Source organism: Kribbella sp. NBC_01505 (genome assembly GCF_045040285.1).
Taxonomy (GTDB): Bacteria; Actinomycetota; Actinomycetes; order Propionibacteriales; family Kribbellaceae; genus Kribbella.
Map to the genome: position 1 here is coordinate 9,435,148 of NZ_CP109425.1, position 22,323 is coordinate 9,457,470.

16 protein-coding genes and 2 pseudogenes are annotated in these 22,323 nt (G+C 67.1%); 11 read left to right on the forward strand and 7 right to left on the reverse strand.

Annotated features, from left to right (window positions below; translation table 11 throughout):
• Positions 1 to 68: 68 nt before the first annotated feature.
• Positions 69 to 317 (reverse strand): transposase, encoded by a 249-nt coding sequence (locus OG474_RS43975; RefSeq protein WP_405059644.1) that lies wholly within the window; start codon positions 315 to 317, stop codon positions 69 to 71.
• 275 nt (positions 318 to 592) lie between these two features.
• On the opposite strand from OG474_RS43975, the gene OG474_RS43980 reads away from it, so the two are divergent.
• The 5 genes and pseudogenes from OG474_RS43980 (at position 593) to OG474_RS44000 (ending at position 6,478) form a co-directional block, all read left to right on the forward strand.
• A complete protein-coding gene (locus OG474_RS43980; RefSeq protein WP_405059645.1) occupies positions 593 to 1,843 on the forward strand; it encodes a hypothetical protein in 1,251 nt (416 codons plus the stop codon).
• An 11-nt stretch (positions 1,844 to 1,854) separates the two neighbouring features.
• Positions 1,855 to 3,525, forward strand: a complete 1,671-nt coding sequence (locus tag OG474_RS43985) for a hypothetical protein (RefSeq protein WP_405059646.1) — start codon at positions 1,855 to 1,857, stop codon at positions 3,523 to 3,525.
• The gene (locus OG474_RS43990) at positions 3,522 to 5,045 is read left to right on the forward strand and encodes a hypothetical protein (RefSeq protein ID WP_405059647.1); all 1,524 of its coding nucleotides are present in this window, start codon (positions 3,522 to 3,524) and stop codon (positions 5,043 to 5,045) included. Before OG474_RS43985 ends, OG474_RS43990 begins: the two co-directional genes overlap by 4 nt.
• A 293-nt stretch (positions 5,046 to 5,338) precedes the next feature.
• Positions 5,339 to 5,482: pseudogene (locus OG474_RS43995) on the forward strand (hypothetical protein); the annotation flags it as partial.
• A 468-nt stretch (positions 5,483 to 5,950) separates the two neighbouring features.
• Positions 5,951 to 6,478 carry a tyrosine-type recombinase/integrase gene (locus OG474_RS44000; RefSeq protein WP_405064678.1) on the forward strand — a complete coding sequence of 176 codons (528 nt, stop codon included), beginning with the start codon at positions 5,951 to 5,953 and terminating at the stop codon, positions 6,476 to 6,478.
• A 141-nt stretch (positions 6,479 to 6,619) separates the two neighbouring features.
• Here OG474_RS44000 and OG474_RS44005 read toward each other — a convergent pair whose 3' ends face one another.
• Positions 6,620 to 7,768 carry an acyltransferase family protein gene (locus tag OG474_RS44005; RefSeq protein WP_405059648.1) on the reverse strand — a complete coding sequence of 383 codons (1,149 nt, stop codon included), beginning with the start codon at positions 7,766 to 7,768 and terminating at the stop codon, positions 6,620 to 6,622.
• A gap of 159 nt (positions 7,769 to 7,927) precedes the next feature.
• Here OG474_RS44005 and OG474_RS44010 point away from each other — a divergent pair, with 159 nt between their 5' ends.
• Positions 7,928 to 8,926, forward strand: a complete 999-nt coding sequence (locus OG474_RS44010) for a GNAT family N-acetyltransferase (protein WP_405059649.1) — start codon at positions 7,928 to 7,930, stop codon at positions 8,924 to 8,926.
• Positions 8,927 to 8,960: 34 nt separating this feature from the next.
• Here the strand turns inward: OG474_RS44010 and OG474_RS44015 are convergent, their stop codons facing one another.
• Together OG474_RS44015 and OG474_RS44020 are read right to left on the reverse strand one after the other, a co-directional pair.
• Positions 8,961 to 9,959: a Gfo/Idh/MocA family protein gene (locus OG474_RS44015; RefSeq protein WP_405059650.1), complete on the reverse strand. Its 999-nt coding sequence runs from the start codon at positions 9,957 to 9,959 to the stop codon at positions 8,961 to 8,963.
• 28 nt (positions 9,960 to 9,987) lie between these two features.
• The gene (locus tag OG474_RS44020) at positions 9,988 to 10,971 is read right to left on the reverse strand and encodes a Gfo/Idh/MocA family protein (protein WP_405059651.1); all 984 of its coding nucleotides are present in this window, start codon (positions 10,969 to 10,971) and stop codon (positions 9,988 to 9,990) included.
• A 183-nt stretch (positions 10,972 to 11,154) separates the two neighbouring features.
• On the opposite strand from OG474_RS44020, the gene OG474_RS44025 reads away from it, so the two are divergent.
• From OG474_RS44025 to OG474_RS44045, 5 genes and pseudogenes are all read left to right on the forward strand, one after another.
• Positions 11,155 to 12,297, forward strand: coding sequence for an ROK family protein (locus tag OG474_RS44025; RefSeq protein ID WP_405059652.1), 1,143 nt, complete (start codon positions 11,155 to 11,157; stop codon positions 12,295 to 12,297).
• 114 nt (positions 12,298 to 12,411) lie between these two features.
• Positions 12,412 to 13,557, forward strand: a pseudogene (locus OG474_RS44030) (DUF4874 domain-containing protein); the annotation flags it as partial.
• A 115-nt stretch (positions 13,558 to 13,672) separates the two neighbouring features.
• On the forward strand, positions 13,673 to 14,146 hold the full coding sequence (locus OG474_RS44035) for a DUF4832 domain-containing protein (RefSeq protein ID WP_405064679.1): 474 nt from the start codon (positions 13,673 to 13,675) through the stop codon (positions 14,144 to 14,146).
• 12 nt (positions 14,147 to 14,158) lie between these two features.
• On the forward strand, positions 14,159 to 15,634 hold the full coding sequence (locus OG474_RS44040; RefSeq protein WP_405059653.1) for a DUF4832 domain-containing protein: 1,476 nt from the start codon (positions 14,159 to 14,161) through the stop codon (positions 15,632 to 15,634).
• A 141-nt stretch (positions 15,635 to 15,775) separates the two neighbouring features.
• Positions 15,776 to 17,242 (forward strand): alpha/beta hydrolase, encoded by a 1,467-nt coding sequence (locus OG474_RS44045; protein WP_405059654.1) that lies wholly within the window; start codon positions 15,776 to 15,778, stop codon positions 17,240 to 17,242.
• Positions 17,243 to 18,421: 1,179 nt separating this feature from the next.
• Here the strand turns inward: OG474_RS44045 and OG474_RS44050 are convergent.
• The 3 genes from OG474_RS44050 to OG474_RS44060 all read right to left on the reverse strand — a co-directional run bounded on the left by OG474_RS44050 (position 18,422) and on the right by OG474_RS44060 (position 22,221).
• The gene (locus OG474_RS44050; RefSeq protein WP_405059655.1) at positions 18,422 to 20,302 is read right to left on the reverse strand and encodes a DUF222 domain-containing protein; all 1,881 of its coding nucleotides are present in this window, start codon (positions 20,300 to 20,302) and stop codon (positions 18,422 to 18,424) included.
• Positions 20,303 to 20,467: 165 nt separating this feature from the next.
• The gene (locus OG474_RS44055) at positions 20,468 to 21,121 is read right to left on the reverse strand and encodes a response regulator (RefSeq protein ID WP_405059656.1); all 654 of its coding nucleotides are present in this window, start codon (positions 21,119 to 21,121) and stop codon (positions 20,468 to 20,470) included.
• Positions 21,118 to 22,221, reverse strand: coding sequence for a sensor histidine kinase (locus tag OG474_RS44060; protein ID WP_405059657.1), 1,104 nt, complete (start codon positions 22,219 to 22,221; stop codon positions 21,118 to 21,120). Before OG474_RS44060 ends, OG474_RS44055 begins: the two co-directional genes overlap by 4 nt.
• Positions 22,222 to 22,323: the final 102 nt, after the last annotated feature.

Genomic DNA, 22,323 nt, shown 5'->3' on the forward strand with positions numbered 1-22,323 from the left:
CGAACCTCAACAAACTTCGTCAATGAGTCAGCGCTTTCGTACACGACAAACTCGCCGCGATCCGGCGATCAGGTCGGTGCGCAGATGGTCGGCGGTCGCCCAGCCCACGGCTCGTCTTTCTCGCTCGTGGTCAGCCCGCCGCCGGTGCCTGCGTCGCGTTCGGCCTGCTTCAGCCACTCACGCACCGCGGTCTCGGTCAGATCGAAGTCCTTCGCGATCCGCCCGATCGACCGGTCGCCGCGGTGGCACAGCTCGACGATCTCGGCCTTGAACTCAGCAGTGAACGAACGACGAGGCCTTGGTTTCTTCTTTCCCATGGACTCCATGATGAATATCCGTCCGGAGCACAAGCTCCCGATCTCGGATGTCCGTCAAAACGGGTCAATCCCAGTGTGAGGACCTGTCCCGCTCCACCGATCACCGTTGCTGTACTCACATCCCTGACCCCTACGTGATGGCTTTGGGGCCCCGCGGCTTGCTCGAACAGGCATCCGGGCCTACCCCAAGGTTTGGCCCGAGTACGACCGGCGCCACCACCGTCGCCCGGATGCTGGTGGGCAGACGTTCCCCGGCGACGAGCAGAGGTGGTCCGATGTACGACGACGACACGCGACGTGCGATCACGGCGGTCGAGCTCGAAGGTGACACACGCATCGAGCAGTGGTTCAACGCGATCTGCGCCGCCGTCGCGAACACCGACGGCAGCTGGAACGCTGTACGGAATCAGTTGTATGCCACCGCGGCCGACTTCGACTCCGCGTTCGACGGCACGTTCATCGAGCGGTTCGCGCTCACTGTCGACCGGTTGGGCGATCCGACGCGGACGATGGCGGAGCTGGACCGGATCGGGATCAGCGACCTGGCCCGCGCGTATCCGACGCTGCTCGCGGCGCAGGCTGCGGTTGGTGCCGCGCCCGGTGCGGACCGGACGACCTTGGACTGGCTGACGGACGCGCAGCGGGGGAAGTTGGAGGCCGGCCTCGGGAGTACCTGGGCAGCCGCGCTCACCACCGCGCTGGAGGACAAGTACCCGCCGTGGCGCGGCGCCACTACCGACGGTCTACAGGGGTTCGTCGACGACTGGTCCGACGTCATCATCGCCGGCGCCCGCCGGACTCCCGGCCCGCCGCCGAACGCGGGCGCGCTGGAATGGGTGACGGACGCACAGCGGGACAAGTTGCAGCATGGGCTAGGTGAGATCTGGCCTGAGTTCGTGCGGACGACACTGGACCGCGAGTACCCGGTCTGGCGGTCCGCGCGGGTCGAGGATCTGGTGCAGTTCCTGACCAGTTGGTCCGATCACATCATTGCGGAGCATGTGCCGGCGGCACCACCGCCGCCACCGGTTGAGGACGCTGCGACGCTGAGCTGGATCACGGCAGCACAACAGGAGAAGTTGCAGCGCGGGCTCGGCGGGATCTGGCCGGAGTTCGTGCGGACGACACTGGACCGCGAGTACCCGCAGTGGCAGGCCGCGCCAACGGGCGATCTGGTGACTTTCCTGACCGGCTGGTCCGATCACATCATCGCCACACACGTACCGCCCGCACCGCCGCCACCGCCCGTCGAGGTGCCGGTGGCGGATGCGCCCTCTGGTGCCGTCGCCGCGAAGTCCGAGGGTGCGCCGGGCAGTACGGCGAAGTCCGGCGGTACGGCCGCGGTGCCTGAGCTGGACGACGACGATGCGGCCGAACCGGCCGAGATCGACCTGGCTGTGCTGCAGGCGATCGTGGGCAAGTTCGACAGCGGCGACCTCGACCTCACGCCGGAGGAGGCTGACGCCTTCGAGGCGCTCGGCCGGATGCCCGGCATCACGATCACCGTCGAAGACATCTCGGCCTGAGAGGCGGAACCGTGGACCCGTTCACCGTAGGCGTGGGTGGCGCGAGCGCGATCGTCGCCGCCGCCGGCGCCATCGTGCAGGTGGTCAACTTCGCCGTCGGCGTCAGCGGCGCTGTAGAGCCGACGTACGGCGCCGCCGCCTCGACCCTCGACGACGCCCGCCTGAAGCGAATTCAAGCCCTGTCCGGCGGCCAACTCGACGTCATCAGCCGAACGCGCTACCGAATCCCCTTCAGGTTCTATCGCCACTCGGCAATCAAGACGCAGGTCGACTGGGCGGCCATCGGTCCCAAGGCCGCGAACCTCGTCAAGCACGTCGACGACGAGCCCGCCGCGAAGGCGGAGCTCTACAACCTGATTGACGGGCTCCACCACTCGAAAACCAGGGTCCAGATCCCTCTGCAGATCGACTGCGAGATCGTCGGCTTCCGCTACCGCTTCAGCGGTCAGACGAAGACCGAGTACCAGATCAGGACGGCGACGGTCCGGCCCTGGCACGCCGATGTCCCGTACCTGAACTTCTTCCAAGAGAAGGCATCACTACAGTTCATGGGCCACAGCCACCCCGTTGAGGGGCTGACGGCATCGTACGTCGTCTTCTCCTGGCACTTCCGCAGTGATGGACGCCGCTTCCGGGCCAGCGGCGGCGAGAAACAAGGCGACCTGCGGCTGGGTCTCACAGCCCACGGGGTACCCGAACTCACCGTCGTCCCGGAGGGGAAGAACATTGAGAAGTACGCCATACAGGAGGGTGAGAAGCTGAGCGTCGGCGCGGTGCTCACAGCGGTCGACAGCAAGCCTGCGAAGGACGCGAAAGACGGCAAGGACGCGAAGGACAAGAAGGATGCAAAAGAGACGAAGGACGGTAAGGACGGCAAGGACGCGCCGGTCGGGGTAGCTGTGCGGGACCGGAACAGCGGTGCGGTGCCCGAGAAACTCAGTGCGTCGATCAGCCAGGCCGCCGGCGCGGGGGACTGGCAACCGGACCGGGACCGGACGCTGGTGGCACTGCGGCAGTTTCTGAAGGACCGGTACGGAGTGCCGGCTTCGCACGCGCCGTCGCAGCTTCGGCTGGACATCGTGTTCGAGCGCTACGAGGTCGGCCAGTGGATTCTCCATCTGTCACACCACAGCGGCGACTTGTACGCGGAGGAGGCTTCCGCGATGGGCCGGAAGCTGCGGGCGAACCCGCATTATCGTGGTGACAGCCAGGCGGCTGACTTGGTCCGCCGGATGGACGCCGAGCTCGACCGTGAATTCGGCACGTTCCTGACCGATCGCATCCAGCGAGTTGAACCGAACCCGGTGCGGGCCCGCGAGATTCTCGAGGACTACCTCGAGCGTCTGGGCGGCCTGCTAGGTCAGCGCGTGCCGGAGCCGGGCAAGATCCTGCACACCGCCAAGTCCGGGCTCGTCGAGATCGACCGGGCGCTGGGCACCTCGCCGGAGGCTGCGAACGCCCGGGTGCCGGTCGAATTCGCCGGAGTCGTTGACGCGGCGGATGCCGTGCGAGCTCTCCTCTCGTGGGCCGGACGACAAGGACTGGCACCGACCGAAGCACGAGTCGGTCGCCGGATTCGGGAGGCCTTCGAACCGGAACTGGCCGCGGCCGCGAGCCGGGACAAGGGCAAGGGCAAGGAGAAGAACAACGGCGTCGAGCAGGGTGAAGGGGACAACTCATGAGCCAACCGGATCCGTTCGCCCACGCCCAGAATGCGATGACGACGTTCGGGGTCCGTGCGCCGGCCGCGACGAGCGTCGTCTCGTTCAGCCTCGGGATGGAAGGGAGTGGCCAGTTGGCGCCGACCTTCGGACCGGAGGTGACCACGCTGACCGACGAGCGGGTGGCGACGTTGAAGCAGTACTCCGGCGGCGAGCCGCGCGTCATCAGCCATCAGCGGCACCGGTTGGCGTTCATGATCAGTGTGAAATCCACCCTCACGCTCGCGGCCGGAACAGCGGCAGCGGTCGGTGCCACCGGCCGCGCGGTGGGTCGCGGTCCGAAAACGGCGTTCAGAGTGATCCACGCCCTGCTCGGCGGCAGCGCCGAGGTCGGCGAGGTGGTCGGCAGCGAGAAGGAGCGGGTCGAGAAGGCTTGGGAGCAGTCGTTCGACCGGTTCTCGATTCCGTTCCTGATCGAGTGCGAGGTCATTGGCGTCAAGTACGTGCGGGGCCGGGCGGCCAAGACCGAATGGGATCTGCGGGCCCGGGTCGTGCCATACCACGGAGAGGGGACGAAGTTCCGCAACTTCTTCTGCGAGCCGGCGGTGCTCGGCCTCAAGGGAAACGCATACGGCGGCGCGGCGCCGTCCTGCGAATTCGAGTGGAGCTTCTACGCCAACGGCAAGCGCCTGCACGCGATGGCCACCGAGCATCAGGGAATCATCACGCTGAAGGCGAACGGGCAGGCCGCGCCGGTCGTCTCAGGGACCGGCGGAATCATCGAGGAGATCCCCGTCGCGGACGGGGTCGAAGAGCTGCCGGTCGGCGTCGCACCCGATGCCGACCTCGTCGGACCGAATGCCACGGATGCGATCCGCCGAGCTCAATTCAACGGGGCGGTGGACCCTGGAACCGGCACCTGGAAGCCGGACCGGGACAGGGTCCTCGAGTCCTTCCGGAAGTATGCAGCCGACCAGTACGCGGTGTCTCTCGCCGATGGGGAGGCACAGAACCGGGTAGAGGAGGTCTTCGCCGCGCAGAACCCGTCCAGGTGGCTGCTGTTCCTGAGCCACCAATCGGGCCAGCTCTACATGTCGAAGACCCTGCGTCATCAGCTCAAGGAAACCAAGGTCTACCGAAGCGATGAGCAGGCTGCGGCACTGGCCACGACCCTGAAGAAGCTGCTCGATACGGCGTTCGAGACCCCCATTCCCCGCCGTACCGGAGCCGCTGCGGCCGATGATGCAGCGAGCGTCGCCAGGCGATACCACCGGGAGATCGAGAGTCTCTGGAGGCAGTACGACCGGCAGACTCCAAGCCATCGCGAGGAACTAAAGGGCCGGATCTGCGAGATGGCCGGTACCGGGCTGGTCGAGGTGATCAGAGCCCACAGACGGCTGACCGGCATTGTTCAGGCGCGGGACGAGGCCGAGAACGCGCCCGGCGACGGGCGGCCGGCGAAGTTCGCCGAGTACTGCCGGCACATCGACGGCATACCGGACTTCCGCGGCCAGCCGCCGTACAACAAGAGCTGGCAGTAGCTCAGGCACCGACTGGCTGGGGGGCGTGGACGAGGACGGCGTACACGTGGGCGGCCAGGGAGCGGTTCAGATCGGGAAGAACAGGAGGCCGCCGCGGCGAGGGCGGTTGCGACGAAGACGACGGCGAACACGGCCGCCCCTGCCATCGCACCGCGCCGGCGGCTGTCGAGTGCGGAATGTAGCGGTCCAGGACCGGTCGCAGGTGTATACGCGGGGGTGGAGCGAAATCGCCCGGACGTTTGCGACCTCCGCCTCTCAGTATTTGATGGCGTCAGTACCGCCTTCAGCGCGAGGCCGTCGTACTGGACTTCTACGAGGGCTACGCCTATCCGGAGATCGCAGAAGTACTCGACGTTCAGCTCCCGGCCGTCAAGGCCGGGATCCGCGGCGGCCTTCGCCGCCTCCACGACTGCTTGCTTCCGCTCGACATCGTCTGACGCCGGCAACAACCTGCCTCGTCACCTATCCGGAATGCGGCCGACCCCGACCAACTCAGGGTGAGACTCCTCGTGAGGAGATGGTCGGCAGCATGAAGACCTGGAAACCGGTCTATCGATGGCTGTATGTCGCACCAAGCTTTGGGAAGCGGATGGTCAAGAACATCCTGCCGTCCGAGGTTGCCGTGTGGCTGACCGGCCTGGCGGAGACCCATGGAGCGTGGACGGCCCGGGGCGCTTTCCTGGTACTGAACGGGTGTCTTGAACTTGCTGTGGCCGATGAGCTCATCAAGCGGAATCCGGGGCAGTCGAAGGTCGTCAAGAAGCCGGCTGCACCGGTCACGCAGATTGTTGGCTGGGCGGACGAGACGGTCGAGCAGATCATCGAGGCACACCCGGAGAAGTACAGGATCATCCCGACTATCGGGTCGGCCACAGGACTACGCCAGGGTGAGCTGTTCCGTGCCGATGTCACCGCGGCTGGCCGAATTGGCCAAGGAGCACATCAAAACCTTTGGTACGACGAACATCACGATGCCGGGGGAGCGAGTCGACGGCGAACCGCGGACGCATGGACTTCTCTGCAGGTGGCGCGATGGCAAGGCACTGCGGGCCGATCTGTACAACTTCATCGTGTGGAAGCCAGCCATCGTCGCCGCGGGCGTCATTCCACCGCCGACGAAGGACGAGCGAGGCCGCACTCGCTACCCGTCCGACACCACGGCCGGCATCCACGCCCTACGCCACTACTTCGCCAGCATTACTCTCGCGGATGGAGTCAACATCAAAGAGCTGTCCGAGTACCTGGGTCACTCCGATCCGGGCTTCACTCTGCGGATGTACACGCATATGCTGCCCTCGTCCCACGACAGAGCCCGGCTGGCCGTGGACCGTCGGCTCGAGCGGCTTGGTTTGCGGCTGACGGAGCAGCGACGGAGCAGGGCCGCAAACGGGCCTGGGTACGACGAGCCTGAGCCAGGGCCGGGGCTGCTCTGATGACGTTCTCAGGTGGCCACGAATCGCCCGTCCTGCAAGGCCGTCCAGCTCATTGGGACTCGTCCTAGGCCGGTTGATCCCGACGGTCAATGGCTGGCCACCCTCGAAGACCCACCTTGTTTTGTTGGGCAGACGCCAACTCTATAAGGTTCGGCGGCCGATGAGGCCTTTGCCGACGTTGATCATCGGCTTCTCCACCCAGCGGTAGCAGAAGTGCGCCATCAGGATGGACATCAGCGCCACGGGAACCCATGGCACTGGGGTCTTGTTCAGACTGGCGCCGAAGAGCAGATAGATCCCTGCCACGGCTGCGTGGGCGATCAGTTGCACGAGGTAGATCGAGTACGAGCGTTCGCCCAGGAAGACGAACGGCCGGGTGGAGAGCAGTCGCTGCGGGAACGCGTTGGCCAGCAGCGCGGGCAGTAGCAGGAAGCCGACCAGTACGACGTACGGCGGGGGGACCGCGGTGACGCCGGAAACGTCTCCGGCCAGGTGGTGCTCGTCGATGAACGCGGCCCAGAACTGCACCGTCCCGTGGATCGCCAGGAAGGCGGCGGCCGCCGTACAGGCGACCCAGGGTCGGGTCAGCGGCTGGAACAGTTTGTAGGTCTTGGGGTTGTGCATCAGGATCGCGACCAGGCAGCCGACGAGGATCGAGAAGTAGTGCGCGGTCCAGCCGCGCGGGTCGCCGCCCATCGACAGTGGCACCATGACGAGCGCGACGGCCATCAGCGCCAGGCTCAGGCCGATCCGGCTGCCGAACTTCGCCTTGCGCTGCACGATGATGGCGGAGAACGCGAGCAGCGGCCAGAACAGGTAGAACTTCTGCTCGATTCCCAGTGTCCAGGACTGTCCGTACGACCCGCCGTGGCCGAATTCGTTGAAGAAGAACAGGTAGAGCGGCAACTCGGAGCCAGGTCCGGCCGACGTCAGCGTGCCTTGGAACAGCTGCGCGGCCAGGGTCACGCCGAGCACGACGAAGTAGACCGGCAGGATCCGGAAGATCCGCCGGGCGTAGAACTTCTTGAACGAGATCCGCCCGGAGCGGTCCTCCTCGCGCAGCATCAGCGTGGTGATCAGGAAGCCGGAGATCACGAAGAAGATCTGGACGCCGATCCAGCCCTGCAGCCAGTCCGCCCCATGATTGTGGTAGACGACGACCATCAGCGCGGCGATCGCGCGCAGTCCGTCGAGGGCGGGGAAGCGCTTCAGCGCCAGGTAGTCGGAGTGGCTCAGCGAGGCGCCGGTGCGATGCCCGGTCGCGAGCTCGCTCGATGGACTGATCGTCATGCTTTCGACGATCGCTGCCGGACCCCTGCCACCACATCGCCGTCAAGTGCCGACCATGGTCACCGCAACGAATGACCCACCCCGACCGAGCATCACTCCTGAGAGTGATGCAGCTAAAACCAGTTCGGCTGGTGACCGCCGCCCTCTACAGTCGGGAGGGTGATCACAGAACGAATCGACCCGCACGATCCGGTGGCGTTCGACGAGTGGCATGGGGTGCTGGAGGCGGGGGTGACGGCTGGGCGTGAGTTCGCTGTGCACTGGCCGCGGGAGGAGATGCGGGCCGTGATGATCCGGTCCACGCCGTACTTCGCCAAGGAGATCTGGGCGGCTCGCGACGAGAGCGGGCGAATGGTCGGCGTACTGTTCGTCGATCTGCCTTTGCAGGACAACCTCAATCTGGTGTCGATGGACATCGCCGTCCTGCCGGAGTTCCGTCGGCAAGGCTACGGAACCGCGCTGGCCGCGCTAGGACAGGAGCGGGCGGCCGAGCACGGCCGCTCGATCGTGCAGGCCATGGTGCACAGCCCGATCGACGGCTCGGCCCCCGGGCAGAGCTTCGCACGGGCTCAGGGGATGACGGTCGGCATTGTCGACAGGCACCGGATTCTCCGGCTGCCGCTCGACGAAGCCTTTCTGACGGAGCTGGCCGCCGAGGTCGCCGACCATCACCGTGACTACCGCCTCGTCAGCTGGCAGGGCCGTTGCCCGGACGATCTGGTGGACGGGTACGCCGCGCTCGAGAGCACGTTCAACGACGAGATTCCGCTGGGCGACCTGGCGACGGAGGCGGAGGTCTACGACGCGGCCCGGGTCCGCTCCCGGGAACAGCAGGCTGTCGCGCAAGGCAGACAGAGCTGGGTTACTGCCGCGATCGCTCCGGACGGCGCGTTCGCCGGACACACCGAGATCTTCTACCCCACGCATGACCCGATCAATGTCTTCCAGTCCGGCACCCTGGTGGCGCCGGCCCATCGTGGCCACCGGCTCGGCCTGGCCTTGAAGGTGGCCAACCATCTTGTCGTGCAGCGCGCCCACAGCGAGCCGCGCGTGCTGCACACCTGGAACGCCGAACAGAACACCGCCATGAACGCGGTCAACGAACGGCTCGGCTACCGTCCGGTCGAGCTGACCGAGGAATGGCAACGCAAACTCTGACCGCCGGAAGCGAGGCCCCCGGCGGCCGAGAGGGTCAGGGCCGGATGACCTGCGCGATGGTGCTGGTGCGGGCGCCTTCGTACGCGGCGAGCAGGATGCCCAGTACGGCGATGCCTTCCACCTCGGTGTGGATCGGGCGGGTCTTGCCGATCAGGGAGTCGGCGAAATGACCGATCTCGGCGGCGAAGGTGTCGACCGGCTCCAGCTCGAACGTCTCCGATTCACCAGAGCGGAGGTTGTAGGTGAGCGACGTACCGTCGCTGTGCAACGAACCCAGCTCGCCGACCGCCGAGAAGCGCTCGGTCGAACCGGCGGGCTGGTAGGCCCAGCTCGTCACGAGCTGACCGACGACGCCGTTGTCGAAGCGGATCAGCACCTGAGCGGAGTCCTCGCCCTCCATGAACTTCAGGCGATGGGTCGAGAGCATCGCCGTCGCCTCGACCGGCATGCCGCCGGCGAGGTGCAGCATCAGGTACGTCGGATGGTAGCCAGTGTCGATGAGCTCGCCACCACCGCTGGTCTTGCTGCTGGCGCGCCAGCCCATCGAGCTCGGGTCGAAGTCGTTGTAGAAGCTGTCGGTGGTCCGCACCTCGTAGACCGTGCCGATGGTGCCGGCCTCGAGCAGTTCCTTCGCCTTGGCGACCGCCGGCATGAAGAGCTGGTTGTGCGCCGACATCAGCGTCACCCCGCTGGCCTCGACAGCACGCCGTACGTCGGCGGCCTCCTCGGCACTCAGGCACAGCGGCTTCTCACAGAGAATGTGCTTGCCCGCTTCGGCGGCCGCGACGATCGCGTCCCGATGCAGGTGGTGCGGCAGGCAGATGTCGACGGCGTCCAGCTCTTCGTTCGCGAGCATGTCGCGATAGTCCGTGTACGCCGTCGCGCCGAGCTCGGTCTCCCGCGCCTTGGCGGTCTCCTCGACCGCGTCGGCGACCGCCGTGATGCCGATCTTGTCCGCGTGCACCTGGTAGCCCTTGATGTGCGCGGACGCGATGCCGCCGGCGCCGATCAGGCCGACCTTGATCTGGGGCATGGTTGGTCTCCTCAGCTGTTGGGACCCGTCAATGGGTTGTGTAGGCAACGACCGTATTGGTGGCGGCGGCCTCGTTCGCCGCGACGACCAGCCGGGTGAGCTCCAGGGCACGACTGATGTTGTCGTCCGCACGGGTGCCGTTGGTGATGTGCTCGACCCACTGGCCGAACGGGTCCAGGCTGTCCGCGGGCACCGGAAGCTGTTCGTCGCCGACCTTGAGCACGTTGCCCGCCTCGGTGTAGGTCAGCGTGTTCTCGGTACCGAAGATGTCGATCGTGAACGGGTTCCCGCTGGCGAAGCCGGCCTCGATGACGCCGATCGTCTGGTTCGGGTATCCGACCACGACGACCGCGTTGTCCTCCAGGCCGCGGCCCGCGATCGACCGGTACGTCGCGCTCACGGTCTCGGCGTCGGAGCCGAGGAAGAGCTGCGTCAGGTACACGGGGTGGCAGCCGAGGTCGGTGAGCGCTCCCCCGATCGCGGCCTTCGGCTCGAAGAACCGCTGCGGCAGCCAGCCTTCCTTGCCGTCGCGCGGAATCGCGCCGTCGTGCGAGAGCCGGACCCGGGCGTAGGTCACCTGGCCCAGCCGTCCGCTGTCGAGGACCTCGCGAACCGCGTTGGTGTAGCCGTGCGCCAGTCGCGGCAGCGAGACCGTGAGCTTGACACCGTTGTCGTCCGTCGCGGCGATGATCTCCTCGGCCTCCGCGACGGTCGGCGCGAGCACCTTCTCGGTGAAGATGTGCTTACCGGCCTGGGCAGCCTTGACCATCAGGTCACGGTGCTCGTCGGTCGCCGTGGTGATCACGACACCGTCGATGTCGCTCGCCAGCAAGGCGTCCAGATCGCTTGTGCAGGAGACTCCGAACGCCTCGGCGCCGGCCTTGCCGCGCTCCTCGTCCGGATCCCAGACCGCCACCAGTTCGGTGCCTGGATGCTCCTGCGCCTGCCGTGAATAATCGCCCGCATGGACGTGCCAGAAGCCCAGGGTCGCGATCTTGAGGGGGTTCGGCATCTGCTTCCTCCTGCCCGAGGTCGTCCCGGCTCACCAGCACCGGCCGCGCACCAACGTACAACGTTGTCATGGGGTCTTGGGAAGGGCTGGGGCGCGCCGTTTCACACACCGGACCGAGGAATGGCGTACCAATAGTTAGCCAGGAGCCCAAGGTAATCTGTCAGGTCTAATGAGCGAGGCCCAGTGAGCGACGCACCGTCCGGCGGAGACCTGCAAAGGTTGCGGCAACTGAACGTGGTCGCGGCCCTGCGGGTGCTGCGGGCCGAGCCGCCGCTGACAGTCACCGAGCTCGCCAAGCGGACCGGATTGTCCCGCGCCTCGACCGAGGACGTCGTACGGGATCTGCTCAACCGCGGCTGGATCAGCGAGGTCGAGCCGACACCCGGCACCGTCGGGCGGCCGGCCCGGCGCTACCGATTCCGCGCCGACGCGGGGCGGCTGCTCGGTGTCGACATCGGCGGCCACAAAGTGCTTGCCGTGGTCACCGATCTCGAGGGCGACGTCCTGAATCAGACCCGCGTCCCGATCGCGCCGGACGCCGGGCGTCGTGAGCGGCTGGCGGCCGTCGACGACTGCATCGCCTCGGCGCTGGCCGGCGCGAACGTCACTGCCGCGCAGATCTGGGCGACCGGTGTCGCGACGACCGGGCTGGTCGACGGGACCGGGAAAGTCATGTTCTCGGACTCGCTTCCCGAGTGGACAGGGGTTGACCTGACCGCCCAACTGCGCCGGATCGTCCCAGGGCCGATCCGCGTCGAGAACGACTGCAAACTCGCTGCCCTGGCGGAGAATTGGCGCGGTGTCGCCCGCTACGCCAAGGACGTGGTGTTCCTGCTGGCCGGCCTCCGCACCGGCGCCGGGCTCATCATCGACGGCAAGCTGCACCGCGGATTCGCCAACTCCTCCGGCGAGATCGGAGCGCTCCCCGCGGTCGGTTGGGAGCGCGCTCCGGAGCATCTGCACGGCTGGCTCAGCCCAGGCGAACCAGTCGAGCGCGTCTTCCTCGCCGCCCGCGACGGCGATCGCGCCGCACTCCGAGCAGTCCGCGGCTACGTGCGCGACATCGCCATCGGTACGTCGGCCCTGGTGCTGACCCTCGACCCGGAACTGGTCGTGATCGGCGGCGGCTTCTCCCGCTCGGCCGACGTACTGGTCGAACCGCTGCGGCGCGAACTCGACCGCTGGTGTCTGCGCACCCCCGAGATCCGTGTCTCCGCGTTCGGGGACGAAGGGGTCGCGCTCGGCGCGGTCCGGCTGGCCGTCGAGCAGGTGGAGTCAACCCTGTACGGCGACGCTCCGGCGACCGCAGCTCTGCTCATGTTTTGAGCAGAAGTGCTCGAAACTACCTCGTTGTGAACTCTTGACACAGTTTCCGTGGAGTCCATGATTATTCCATCGCCCCGCCCAGCGAGAGGAATCTGGCCCATGAAACGACGAGGCATGGCACTCCGGCTGTTGACCGGGATCACCATCGGCGGACTGCTGGCTGCCTTCGCAGTCGTCTCCCCCGCCGGCGCCACGATCAGCGGCGGGTCCGCGAGCAACGACGCGACCACCGTCACCTACCAGTACTCGTTCACCGGATCCCCGGCGTTCCAGCGGGTCCACGTCGACACCGACCGCAACACCGGGACCGGCTACGCCCAAGGCACTGTGGGTGCCGACTACCTGCTGGAGAACGGCACCCTCTACCGGAGCACCGGCACCGGGTGGAGCTGGACGCCGGTCGGGGCCGTCACCTTCTCCGCCACCGGGGGCGTCGCGCGCTGGACCGTCAATCGCGCAGATCTCGGAGAGAGCGCCTCCCCCAATGACGCTGATTTGGTCTTCCAGGTCGAGTCGCCGCTCGAGACGTCGAGCAAGTACACCCACGTCTACAGCGGCGGCGGCTCCGGCGGGACGGTCACCTACACGGCGAGCACGGACAACTTCGCGAACCCGGAGCGCGGTTTCTACCGCCACACCGGCGACTGCGACAAGTCCGACTTCTCGGTGAGCACCTTGCAGAGCTACCGAACCAGCGAGGGCATCTCGCTGGTGATGTGCGTCTTCTATCTGGCCGAGTACAAGAACGGTCCGATCGCGCAGGCCGCCCTCGACCAGCTCCAGCAACAACTCGACACCGTTCGCGCCGCTGGGATGAAGATGGTGCTGCGATTCGCCTACACCACCTCGACAGCTGGTGACGACACCACCAAGGCTCGCATGCTCGCTCACCTCGACCAGCTGGCGCCGTACCTCAATTCCGGCAAGGACGTCATCGCCGTCGTACAGGCCGGGCTCATCGGAGCCTGGGGTGAGTGGTACTACACGCAGAACTTCGGGAACGCCGGCAGCGTCAGTACGACGGACTGGGCGAACCGGAAGGAGGTCACCGACAAGCTGCTGAGCGTCGTACCCTCGAGCCGGATGGTGCAGCTGCGGACGCCGAAGTTCAAGCGAACCATGTACACGACGACGCCGGTGTCTTCCGCCAATGCCTACAACGGTTCGGCGACGTCGCGGCTCGGTCACCACAACGACTGCTTCCTGGCCAGCCCGGACGACTTCGGCACCTACGAGAACCCCGCGGTCGAGTACCCGTACCTGCAGGACGAGACGAAGTACGTCGCGATGGGCGGCGAGACGTGTGGCGTGAACGCACCCCCGTTCGACCTGCCCGACGGCGACGGCCGAGCTTGCGCAGTTCCACTGGTCGTACCTGAACCGGAGCTACGAGCCGAATGTCCTGAGCTCGTGGGAATCCGGCGGATGCATGGCGGACGTGACGAAGAAACTCGGATACCGCTTCCGCTTGGAGACCGGGACGTTCCCGACCTCGGCTGTGCGTGGCGGAAGTCTGCCGGTGTCGCTGTCGGTCCGCAACGACGGCTACGCGACGCCGTACAACTCGCGTGGTCTCGAACTGGTGCTGCGGAACACGTCGACCGGCACCAACTACAAGCTGGCGATGTCGTCGGACCCGAGGCGCTGGACGGCCGGTACGTCGACCACCGTCTCGCAGACGCTCACCGTGCCGTCGGGTCTGCCGACCGGCTCGTACCAGCTGCTGCTGAACCTGCCCGATCCGCTGCTCTCCACGCGGCCGGAGTACTCGATCCGGCTCGCGAACCAGAACACCTGGGAGCCGTCGACCGGAATGAGCTCACTCCTGCACACCATCACCGTCAGCTAGGAGATCCCCTTCATGCAGTTGTCATTTTTCGCGCTTCGCGCGGGGTTCCTGCGCCTGGTCGGCGCCACGCTGGCACTCGGTCTGCTCGGGCCGGCTCAACTCGCCGACGCTCACCGCTCCGACGCGCCGACGGTCACGCGCAACTACCAGGCGACCGACGCGGTGATCGCCAACCAGGAGCGCGGCTTCTACCACCACACCGAGACCCACTACCGGGCCGACGGCACCGGCTACGTCCCGCTCGATCTGGCGACGCTGCGCGGTTTCAGAACGCAAGAGAGCGTTACCCAGATTCTCCGGGTCTTCTACCTGGAGAAGTTCGCGAGCACCGACAAGCTCGACCCTGCCTACCTCGCTCTCGTCCGCGCGGACTTCCGGACCGCCCGCGCGGCCGGGGTCAAGGTGCTCGTCCGGTTCGCCTACGCCCAGCCCGCCGGCTGGCCGCCCACCATCCCGTACGGCGATGCGCCGGTGGCCCGAGTGCTCAAGCACATCGCGCAGCTCACGCCGATCCTGCGCGAGAACGCGGACGTGATCGCGTTGGTGCAGTCCGGGTTCGTCGGGCTGTGGGGTGAGGGCTACTACACCGACCACTTCGCCGACCCGGCCGACCCCAGCCAGGTCTCCGAGCAGAACTGGGCCGACCGCCGCACGGTAGTCATGGCCCTGCTGAGAGCGCTCCCCCGCGATCTCATGGTGCAGGTGCGCACGCCGTACATGAAGCAGCGCATGCTCGGACTGCCCACAGGAACGGAGGGAGCGCTCTCTGCCGATCAGGCGTACGACGGTTCGCCGGCCGCGCGGATCGGTCACCACAACGACTGCTTCCTGGCCAGTCCGGACGACTTCGGCACCTATCTCAGTGATCCGATCGAGCTCGACAAGGATTTCGTTGCCCAGGACACCAAGTACGTTCCTGCGGGTGGCGAGACCTGTGCACTCAATTCTCCGCGCTCCGACTGGGATTCGGCCGCGGCAGAGATGGCGCGGTTGCACTTCTCGTTCCTGAACACCGACTACCACCCGGATGTACTCGGGAGCTGGGGCGACAACATCACCGTGGCCAAGCAGAAGCTCGGCTACCGTTTGTCGCTGGTTCGGGGCACCTTCACCTCGCCGACGTCTACGACGCGGCCGGGCGGAGCGGTCAAGGTCGCGCTGGACATCCGTAACGACGGCTGGGCGGCGCCGTACCATCAGCGTCAGGTCCAGCTGATCTTCCAGAGCGCCAAGCACACCTACCGGGTGAACCTGCCGGCCGATCCGCGGCAGTGGGCCGCCGGTACGACGACCACGCTGAAGGCGACTGTTCGGGCCCCGATGGCGCCGGGCCGGTACCGCCTGCTGCTCAACCTCGCCGATCCTTCGCCCCGGCTGCAGACGGCGAGCTACAACCCGATCTATGCCGTCCAGCTGGCCAACACCGGGACCTGGCAGGCAGCGACCGGCTACAACGACCTCGGCCAGGTCGTGACCGTCTCGAGGTGAGGCTTCCCTGCCGTGCGGCCCTGCCGTGCGACTCTGCCGTGCGACGGACATCCGGGTCTGTCGCACGGCAGAGAGAACCCGCCGGAAGTTCGTCCTCGGCGCCGATGACCCGATCGGGCCTCAGTTCCTAGGCTGCTCGGCATGAGGCGAAAAACAATCATCGGGATGGCCTTGGCGCTTTGTCTCCTTGGCGTTTCCCCAGCAGTTGCTGTTAGCAACAAATTGACTTGGCACGGGTGCAGCAAAGGCGCGGGCGACGAGACGGGAAGCGCTCTCGACGCGGTCGGCGCGCGGTGCGCCGAGGTCGCCGTACCGCTCGACTACCGCCGTCCCGACGGCCCGAAGATCTCGATCGCGATCGCTCGTCGCGCGGCCGCCGGCCCCAGCAAGGGCACGCTGGTCGTCAACGTCGGTGGGCCCGAGGCGTCGCGGCGCGGTGTGAACGAGTTCCTGGACCGGAGTCCGGCGCTGGCCGCACAGTACGACCTGGTCGGGATCGATCCGCGATTCTTTGGAGAGAGCGCTCCCTTGGAGTGTGGCTGGCGGGTCGACCGCTACCTCCTCAGCGCGCAGTACGCGAGCCCGAACCGCGCCGCCTTCGCCGACAGCGTCGCAATCGCTCGTGAACTCGCCGCCCAGTGTGATCCGCACACAGACGTGCTGCCCTATGCATCGACCCGGAACAGCGCGCGGGACATGGACCGCGTTCGCGCGGCCCTCGGCGTACCGCGGCTCTCGTACTTCGGGACGTCGTACGGGACGTATCTCGGAGCTGTGTATCTGCAACTGTTCCCGGGGCACGCCGATCGGTTCGTGCTGGACAGTTCGCATGCGCCGGACACCTACGGACCGCGCTGGACGCGAGAGACCGCTCTCCCGGACGCAGCCGCGCTGGCCGACTGGGCGGAATGGGCCGCGCGACACAACACCGGACTCGGCACCACGACCAAGGCCGTCCTGGCCACCGTCGACCGGATCGCCGCGGCCACCAAGCAGCGACCCTTGCAGGTCGGTACGCACCAGGTCACCGAAGCGATGCTGCCCGGTCTACTACTGACCGTCGACGACACCGATGCGTCGTACGCCGAGATGTCCGCTGCCGTGCGGGTCTACCGCGATGCCGCCGCCGGTTTGCCGGTGACGCCGACGCCGCTACAGGAAGAGCGCTTCGGCCTCTATAACCTGGCCGAGGTCGTGCCGGAGTTCGGCTTCAGCGCAACGGTCGCCAATCAATGCGCCGACCGGGCCGCACCTCGGGATCCCGAGGTCTACTACCGCGACATCCAAGCGCACCGATCCGAGGAACCCCTCTACGGACCCCTCGCTCGCGACGTCAGCCCCTGCGCCTTCTGGCCAACCCAGCCGATCGAAGCACCCACCAAGATCGCGAACGACCACCCAGTCCTGATGCTGGGCGCCTCCGGCGACCCGTCCGTCCCCTACGCAGGACAGCTAGCCATGCATCGGGCCCTACGAGGCTCACGACTAATCACGCTCTCCGGCGCCTTCCGACACGGCGTCTACGGCGTCTCCCCCTGCGTCGACGCAACAGTAGAGCGCTACCTCAGCCAGAACACGCTGCCCGCAACCGACATCACCTGCACCTAGCCCCTCGCCCGACCCACGAGGCATCGCCGCGTCGAGCACGCGCAACGGACCGCCGGTGTGCCCACCCGCTCCGACGCCCAAAGAAGCTCGACCACCCGCATTCCGCAGGCCGGCCTCCTGCTTGGGGGCGGCAACCAGAGTCCGGAAGCTCAGACGGCATGCACCACTGGCCGCCTACCTCGCCAACCACCCCAGCCACCGGATCGGCCAGCCACCCCGCCTTCGAACCGCCGCAGCACCGAGCAACCACCACACACCTCCCCGGCCACATCCCAGCAGTACGCAATACCGAGCTCCGGGTGAGCATCGCGACCGGTGCAGCGACCGCAATCCGATCTGCTAGCGCCACACGCCCGCTTTGTGGAGTCCCAGGGCCTCCCAGTGGCACCAGTGCTCCACAAAGCTCCGAGCACTGCATTCGGGCCGGAACCGACGGTGCCGGCTCCCCGCCGCTGCGGCCCGCCTTTACCTACAGGGTGGCCGGCCGCGTCTACGGCTGAGGGAGATGGCGAGGCCGGCGCCCGCACACCCGCCGCCTGAGCTTCCGGGCTCCGGTTGCGGTCCCGGAAGACGAGGGGATCTCCCCGCAAGTTGCTGGTTCTCCCCTCAATATTTGAGCAGAGAAGGGCCCATTTGAACGGATATCCAGTGAAATTCCGCACGCTGGCAGCCGACCCGAACCGTAGTGGTCAACCGCGGCGGCGGGTCAGCGAACAGGCCTCCCCAGCAGCCCGCTCAGCCAGAGCCCGTCAGCCACAGGCAACGGGACCCCCAGTCACCAACCGCACCATCCGGCCCAGCCACCGACCACCCCAGCCACCCCAGCCACCCGCCTCAGTAAACCGGCCGCAGCGGCGACCAGCCACCGCGTACGCCGCCGGCCGAATGCGAGCGGCCGGATGGGACGAGCACCTTCGGGGAGGAGGGGTTCCTGGCCGGCCGAAGTCCTCAGCCACCGCGACCGATCACCTGCCGCGATACCGCAACAAGCACCCGGCGGCAGTAACTCCACGCAAAGCGGCAAACCAACCGCGCCGGGTGACCCAGCAACCCTCGCCGCCAGGAACGAGTCTCCGCCTGATGACCGCCGTACCCGGGTCAGCCACCGCTGCGCTGGCCTACCCGATCTTCGCTGGCGGCGACATCGCGGCGGCGGGCAGCTGGTAGGGACTGCTCGCTTCAGTGGTGGCTGTCGCGGGCAGCCACGGGTTGGCGCATGGTGGGGCGGGCTTCGCTCTGGGCCTCGCCCCATGGATCGAAGTCTGGGCTGTGGCCGGGCCGTGCGAGGTGTCTTGGTGGTTCAGGTCGTGGGTCCTCGCCCCAGATCGCGCGCATGGTTGCCTCGCGAGCATCCGTTGCCGTCAGCACTGATCGCTCACGGTGCCAACCGCCGCCGTCTTGACCGAGGTCGCCTCCAGGTAGCCCGTTTAGGGCGGGATCCTTCGTGGCGGAGGAGCAGGCGGCAGCGGCGGTACGCGCAGCAGCGAGTGACCGGTCGATAGAGGGTCTTGGCGGTGGTTGGTGGCGCCGTGAGGGTGGGTCGGCCCAGGATGGCAGGGCGACGTCGACCTTGCCGTCGACGAGGGTGACGACCCATTTGCCGTGGTGGAGGTCGACGTGATGGATACGGCACAGCAGCACGAGGTTGCTGACGGCAGTGATGCCGCCGTCGATCCAGCTGATCAGGTGGTGGGCGTCGCATTGAACTGGCGGGGCATTGCACACGACGCAGCCTCGGTCACGATTGTTGAGCGCGTACCGCATTCCCTTGGTGACAAGGCGTTCGGCACGGCCGACGTCCAAGGGTTCGGACTTCGAGCCGAGGACTACGGGGATGATTTTGGCATCACACGCCAGCATCCGCGCGGTGGCGGCCGACAGCCCGGCACCGAAGACCGTGTCCGCGATGCAGCCGGCCGTGGCTTCTTTGAGGTCATGCCAATCGATGGTCACGACGAGGGTGGCTTTGGCGCCGAAGCCGGGGACCCAGTTCTTGGCGACGACTGGTCCGAGGGTCGCGGTGGCGGCGTCGGTCGCGCAACGCTCCGCCCGCGCGGCAGCGCTGCCGCCGGATTCCCTGTCGGATTCCCAGCCAGCCTCCAGGTCGGCTTCCCCATCGGTCTCCAGGTCCGCTTCCCGGTCGGTTGCCGGGTCGTCTTCCAGGTCATCTGCCGGACCGCCTGTCAGGTCGGCTTCTAGGTCGACGAGCTCGGCCTCGATGTCGGGGAGTGCTCCTGCGGCCGCGCTCGAGCCTGCCACGGCTTCTGCGTCTGGGTGCGCGTTTCTCGCGTCGGCGGCGCCGGCGTCGGTGACGGCGGCTGCGATGCGGAAGGTGCCGGACATCGCGTCGGCTCGGCGCTTCTCGGCTGAACGGGGGTCGCGCTCGCCGTCGATGGTGCGGTGGGGGCGGGCACCGGTGTGGATGGTGGAGCACACGAGCTCGGCGTTCTCGTTGGCGAGATAGCCGGAGATGCGGACGCCGTACTCATCGGGGATCAAGGTGAGGCGTTCCCGGGCGGCGGCCTTCTGCTCGGCAGGCTCCGGACCGTCCTCGTCCAGGCGGTCACGAACCTGCCGGGCGACCTTGCGCAGCTCGGCCGGAGACCTGTCCCGGGCGAGGCCGACCAACTGTTCTTCGGCGATGTGCAGGGTCTCGACCGGGACCGTCGCGGGAACCTTCTCCAGCATGGAGACGATGACTCCGGCCCGCTCCGGCGTCAGCAGGACTTCGGGTGGGAGGGTGTCATCGGTACCGTCCGGAATCGGCACGGCCGCACCGGTATCCGGCAGTGCATCGAGGACCGCCGCATACTTCGGCAGTGCCCGAACGAACCGGACGAGGCCGTGAGCCTGATAGGAGTCCAACCGGTGCCGGAAGGTCAGCAGCTCGGCGGTATTGCGGGCACCGAGCTCTTCGGCGTACCCGATCTCGTCGACCCGCGCGACATACGGCAGCAGAGCGGTCCCCAGGCGAGCGATCTCAGCGTAGATCGCATCGATGGACGACAGTGCTTCACTGCCGTCCATCAACGCCGCCGACCGCTCTCCCAGAAGTTCCATACAGACAACTCTAGACAGGTCCACCGACAGTTTTCAAAGCCAGAACCCCTTATTTTCAAGGGATATGTTACCCACAGACCATTGCCTGTTCATCCACAGACCATCGGCCAGGAAGTGACTGTCCGGCGATTATTTGCCTGCAGCAACGACAACACCAAGGAGCAGTCAATGCCGGCCGGGGCGGACGAGGCCTGCTTCGTAGGCGATGACCACGGCCTGCACGCGGTCGCGGACGCCGAGCTTGGCCAGCACACTGCTCACGTGCGTCTTCACTGTCCCTGCGGTGACGGTCAGTTGGGCGGCAATCTCGGCGTTGGACAGGCCGCGGGCGAGGGCGATCAGTACCTCACGTTCGCGGTCGGTCAGTGTGTTGACCACCTTGGCGGCGGCCGGATCCAGCGCGGGTGCGAGGTGCTCCAGCAGGCGTCGGGTGGTGGAGGCCGCGAGGACCGCATCACCGGCATGCAGGGTGCGGATCGCAGCGAGCATGTCTTCCGGCGGTGCATCCTTCAAGAGGAAGCCGCTCGCGCCTGCGCGCACGGCAGAGAGCGCGTACTCGTCGAGATCGTAGGTCGTCAGCATCAGGATCCGAGGTGGGTCCCGGAGCGCGCACACCTGTCGGCACGCCTCGATCCCATCCAGGCCTGGCATCCGGATGTCCATGACGACCACATCAGGCCCGGTACGCCGTACTTCCGCGATCCCGGCGGCTCCGTCGCCCGCCTCGCCGACAACCGTCAGATCGTCCTGCGAGTCGATCACCATCCGGAACCCGGCGCGCACCATCAGCTGGTCCTCGACCAGTACCACCCGGATCACAGCCGCACCGTTGCCCTCAGCAACGACCCGCCACCGGGCCGTTCCGTCAGCTGCACCACCCCACCGTACGCCGCCACCCGCTCCCGCATGCCCATCAGCCCGAAGCCGCTGCCGTCACCCGGACCTGTGCCGTCGTCAGCAACCAGGATCTCCAGCTCTCCCCCATCAGCCCGGACGATCACCTCAGTACGCGCTCCCGCCCCGGCATGCTTCATCACGTTCGTCAGCCCCTCCTGCACCACCCGATAAACCACCAACCCCACCCCCGGCTCCACCGCCCCAACCTCCATCACCAAGCTCACGTCCCACCCACTCCCCCGCACCCGCTCAACCAGCCCACCCACATCCCCCACCCCCACCGCCGGCCCCACCACCTGCTCCGGCCCAGCACGCAGCACCCCCAGAATCCGCCGGGTGTCCCCCAGCGCCTGCCGAGCGAACTCCCCAATCGTCTCCAACGCCGCCACCGCAGCCGCAGCCCCTGTGCGGGCGGCGTAGCGGCCGCCGTCGGCTTGGGCTATTACTACAGCTAGGGAGTGGGCTACTACGTCGTGCATCTCGCGGGCGATGCGGGCTCGCTCGGCGAGGACGGCCAGCTCTTGTTGGGCTTCTGTCTGGGAGCGACGTAGGCGCTGCACGGTACCGACTGCCCAGGCTGCGATCACTGTGCTGCCGAAGAAGGCGCCGATCACCAGGTGCGCCACCAGCGAGTCCCGCAACCGCGGCCACTCCAGACCGCCGAGCACCGCACCCACCAGCCCGGCGACCAGCCCGCAGCGGCTTGCCCAGCGTGGCCCGTAGGCGGCTGCTGCGTGCACAGCCAGCGGCACGGCAATGTCGGCCGGGACGGCACCAACGCTCCCCCGGACGGTTACCCACTGGGCCAGCCCCACGACGGCGACCACGAGCAAGCACCACTCCGGCCAGCGTCGTCGTACGGTCAATGGAAGCAGCAGCAGGACCGAGAAGAGGAAGTAGGGGCCTTCGGCATGGACCACGCGGCCGAAGACGACCGCCGCGATCAGCAGGGCGGCGGCGAGGACAGCGTCGACCACCGGCTCGTGCGCCCGCGCCCAGGATTCGATCCGTTCACCGCGCACGCTCGCGAGTATAGGCTCCCCTAACTTTCTCGCTGCCCGCGACGAGCCGACCACAGGCTGCCGACACCCACGGCGAACAACCACTTGACCTGCCGCCAGGTT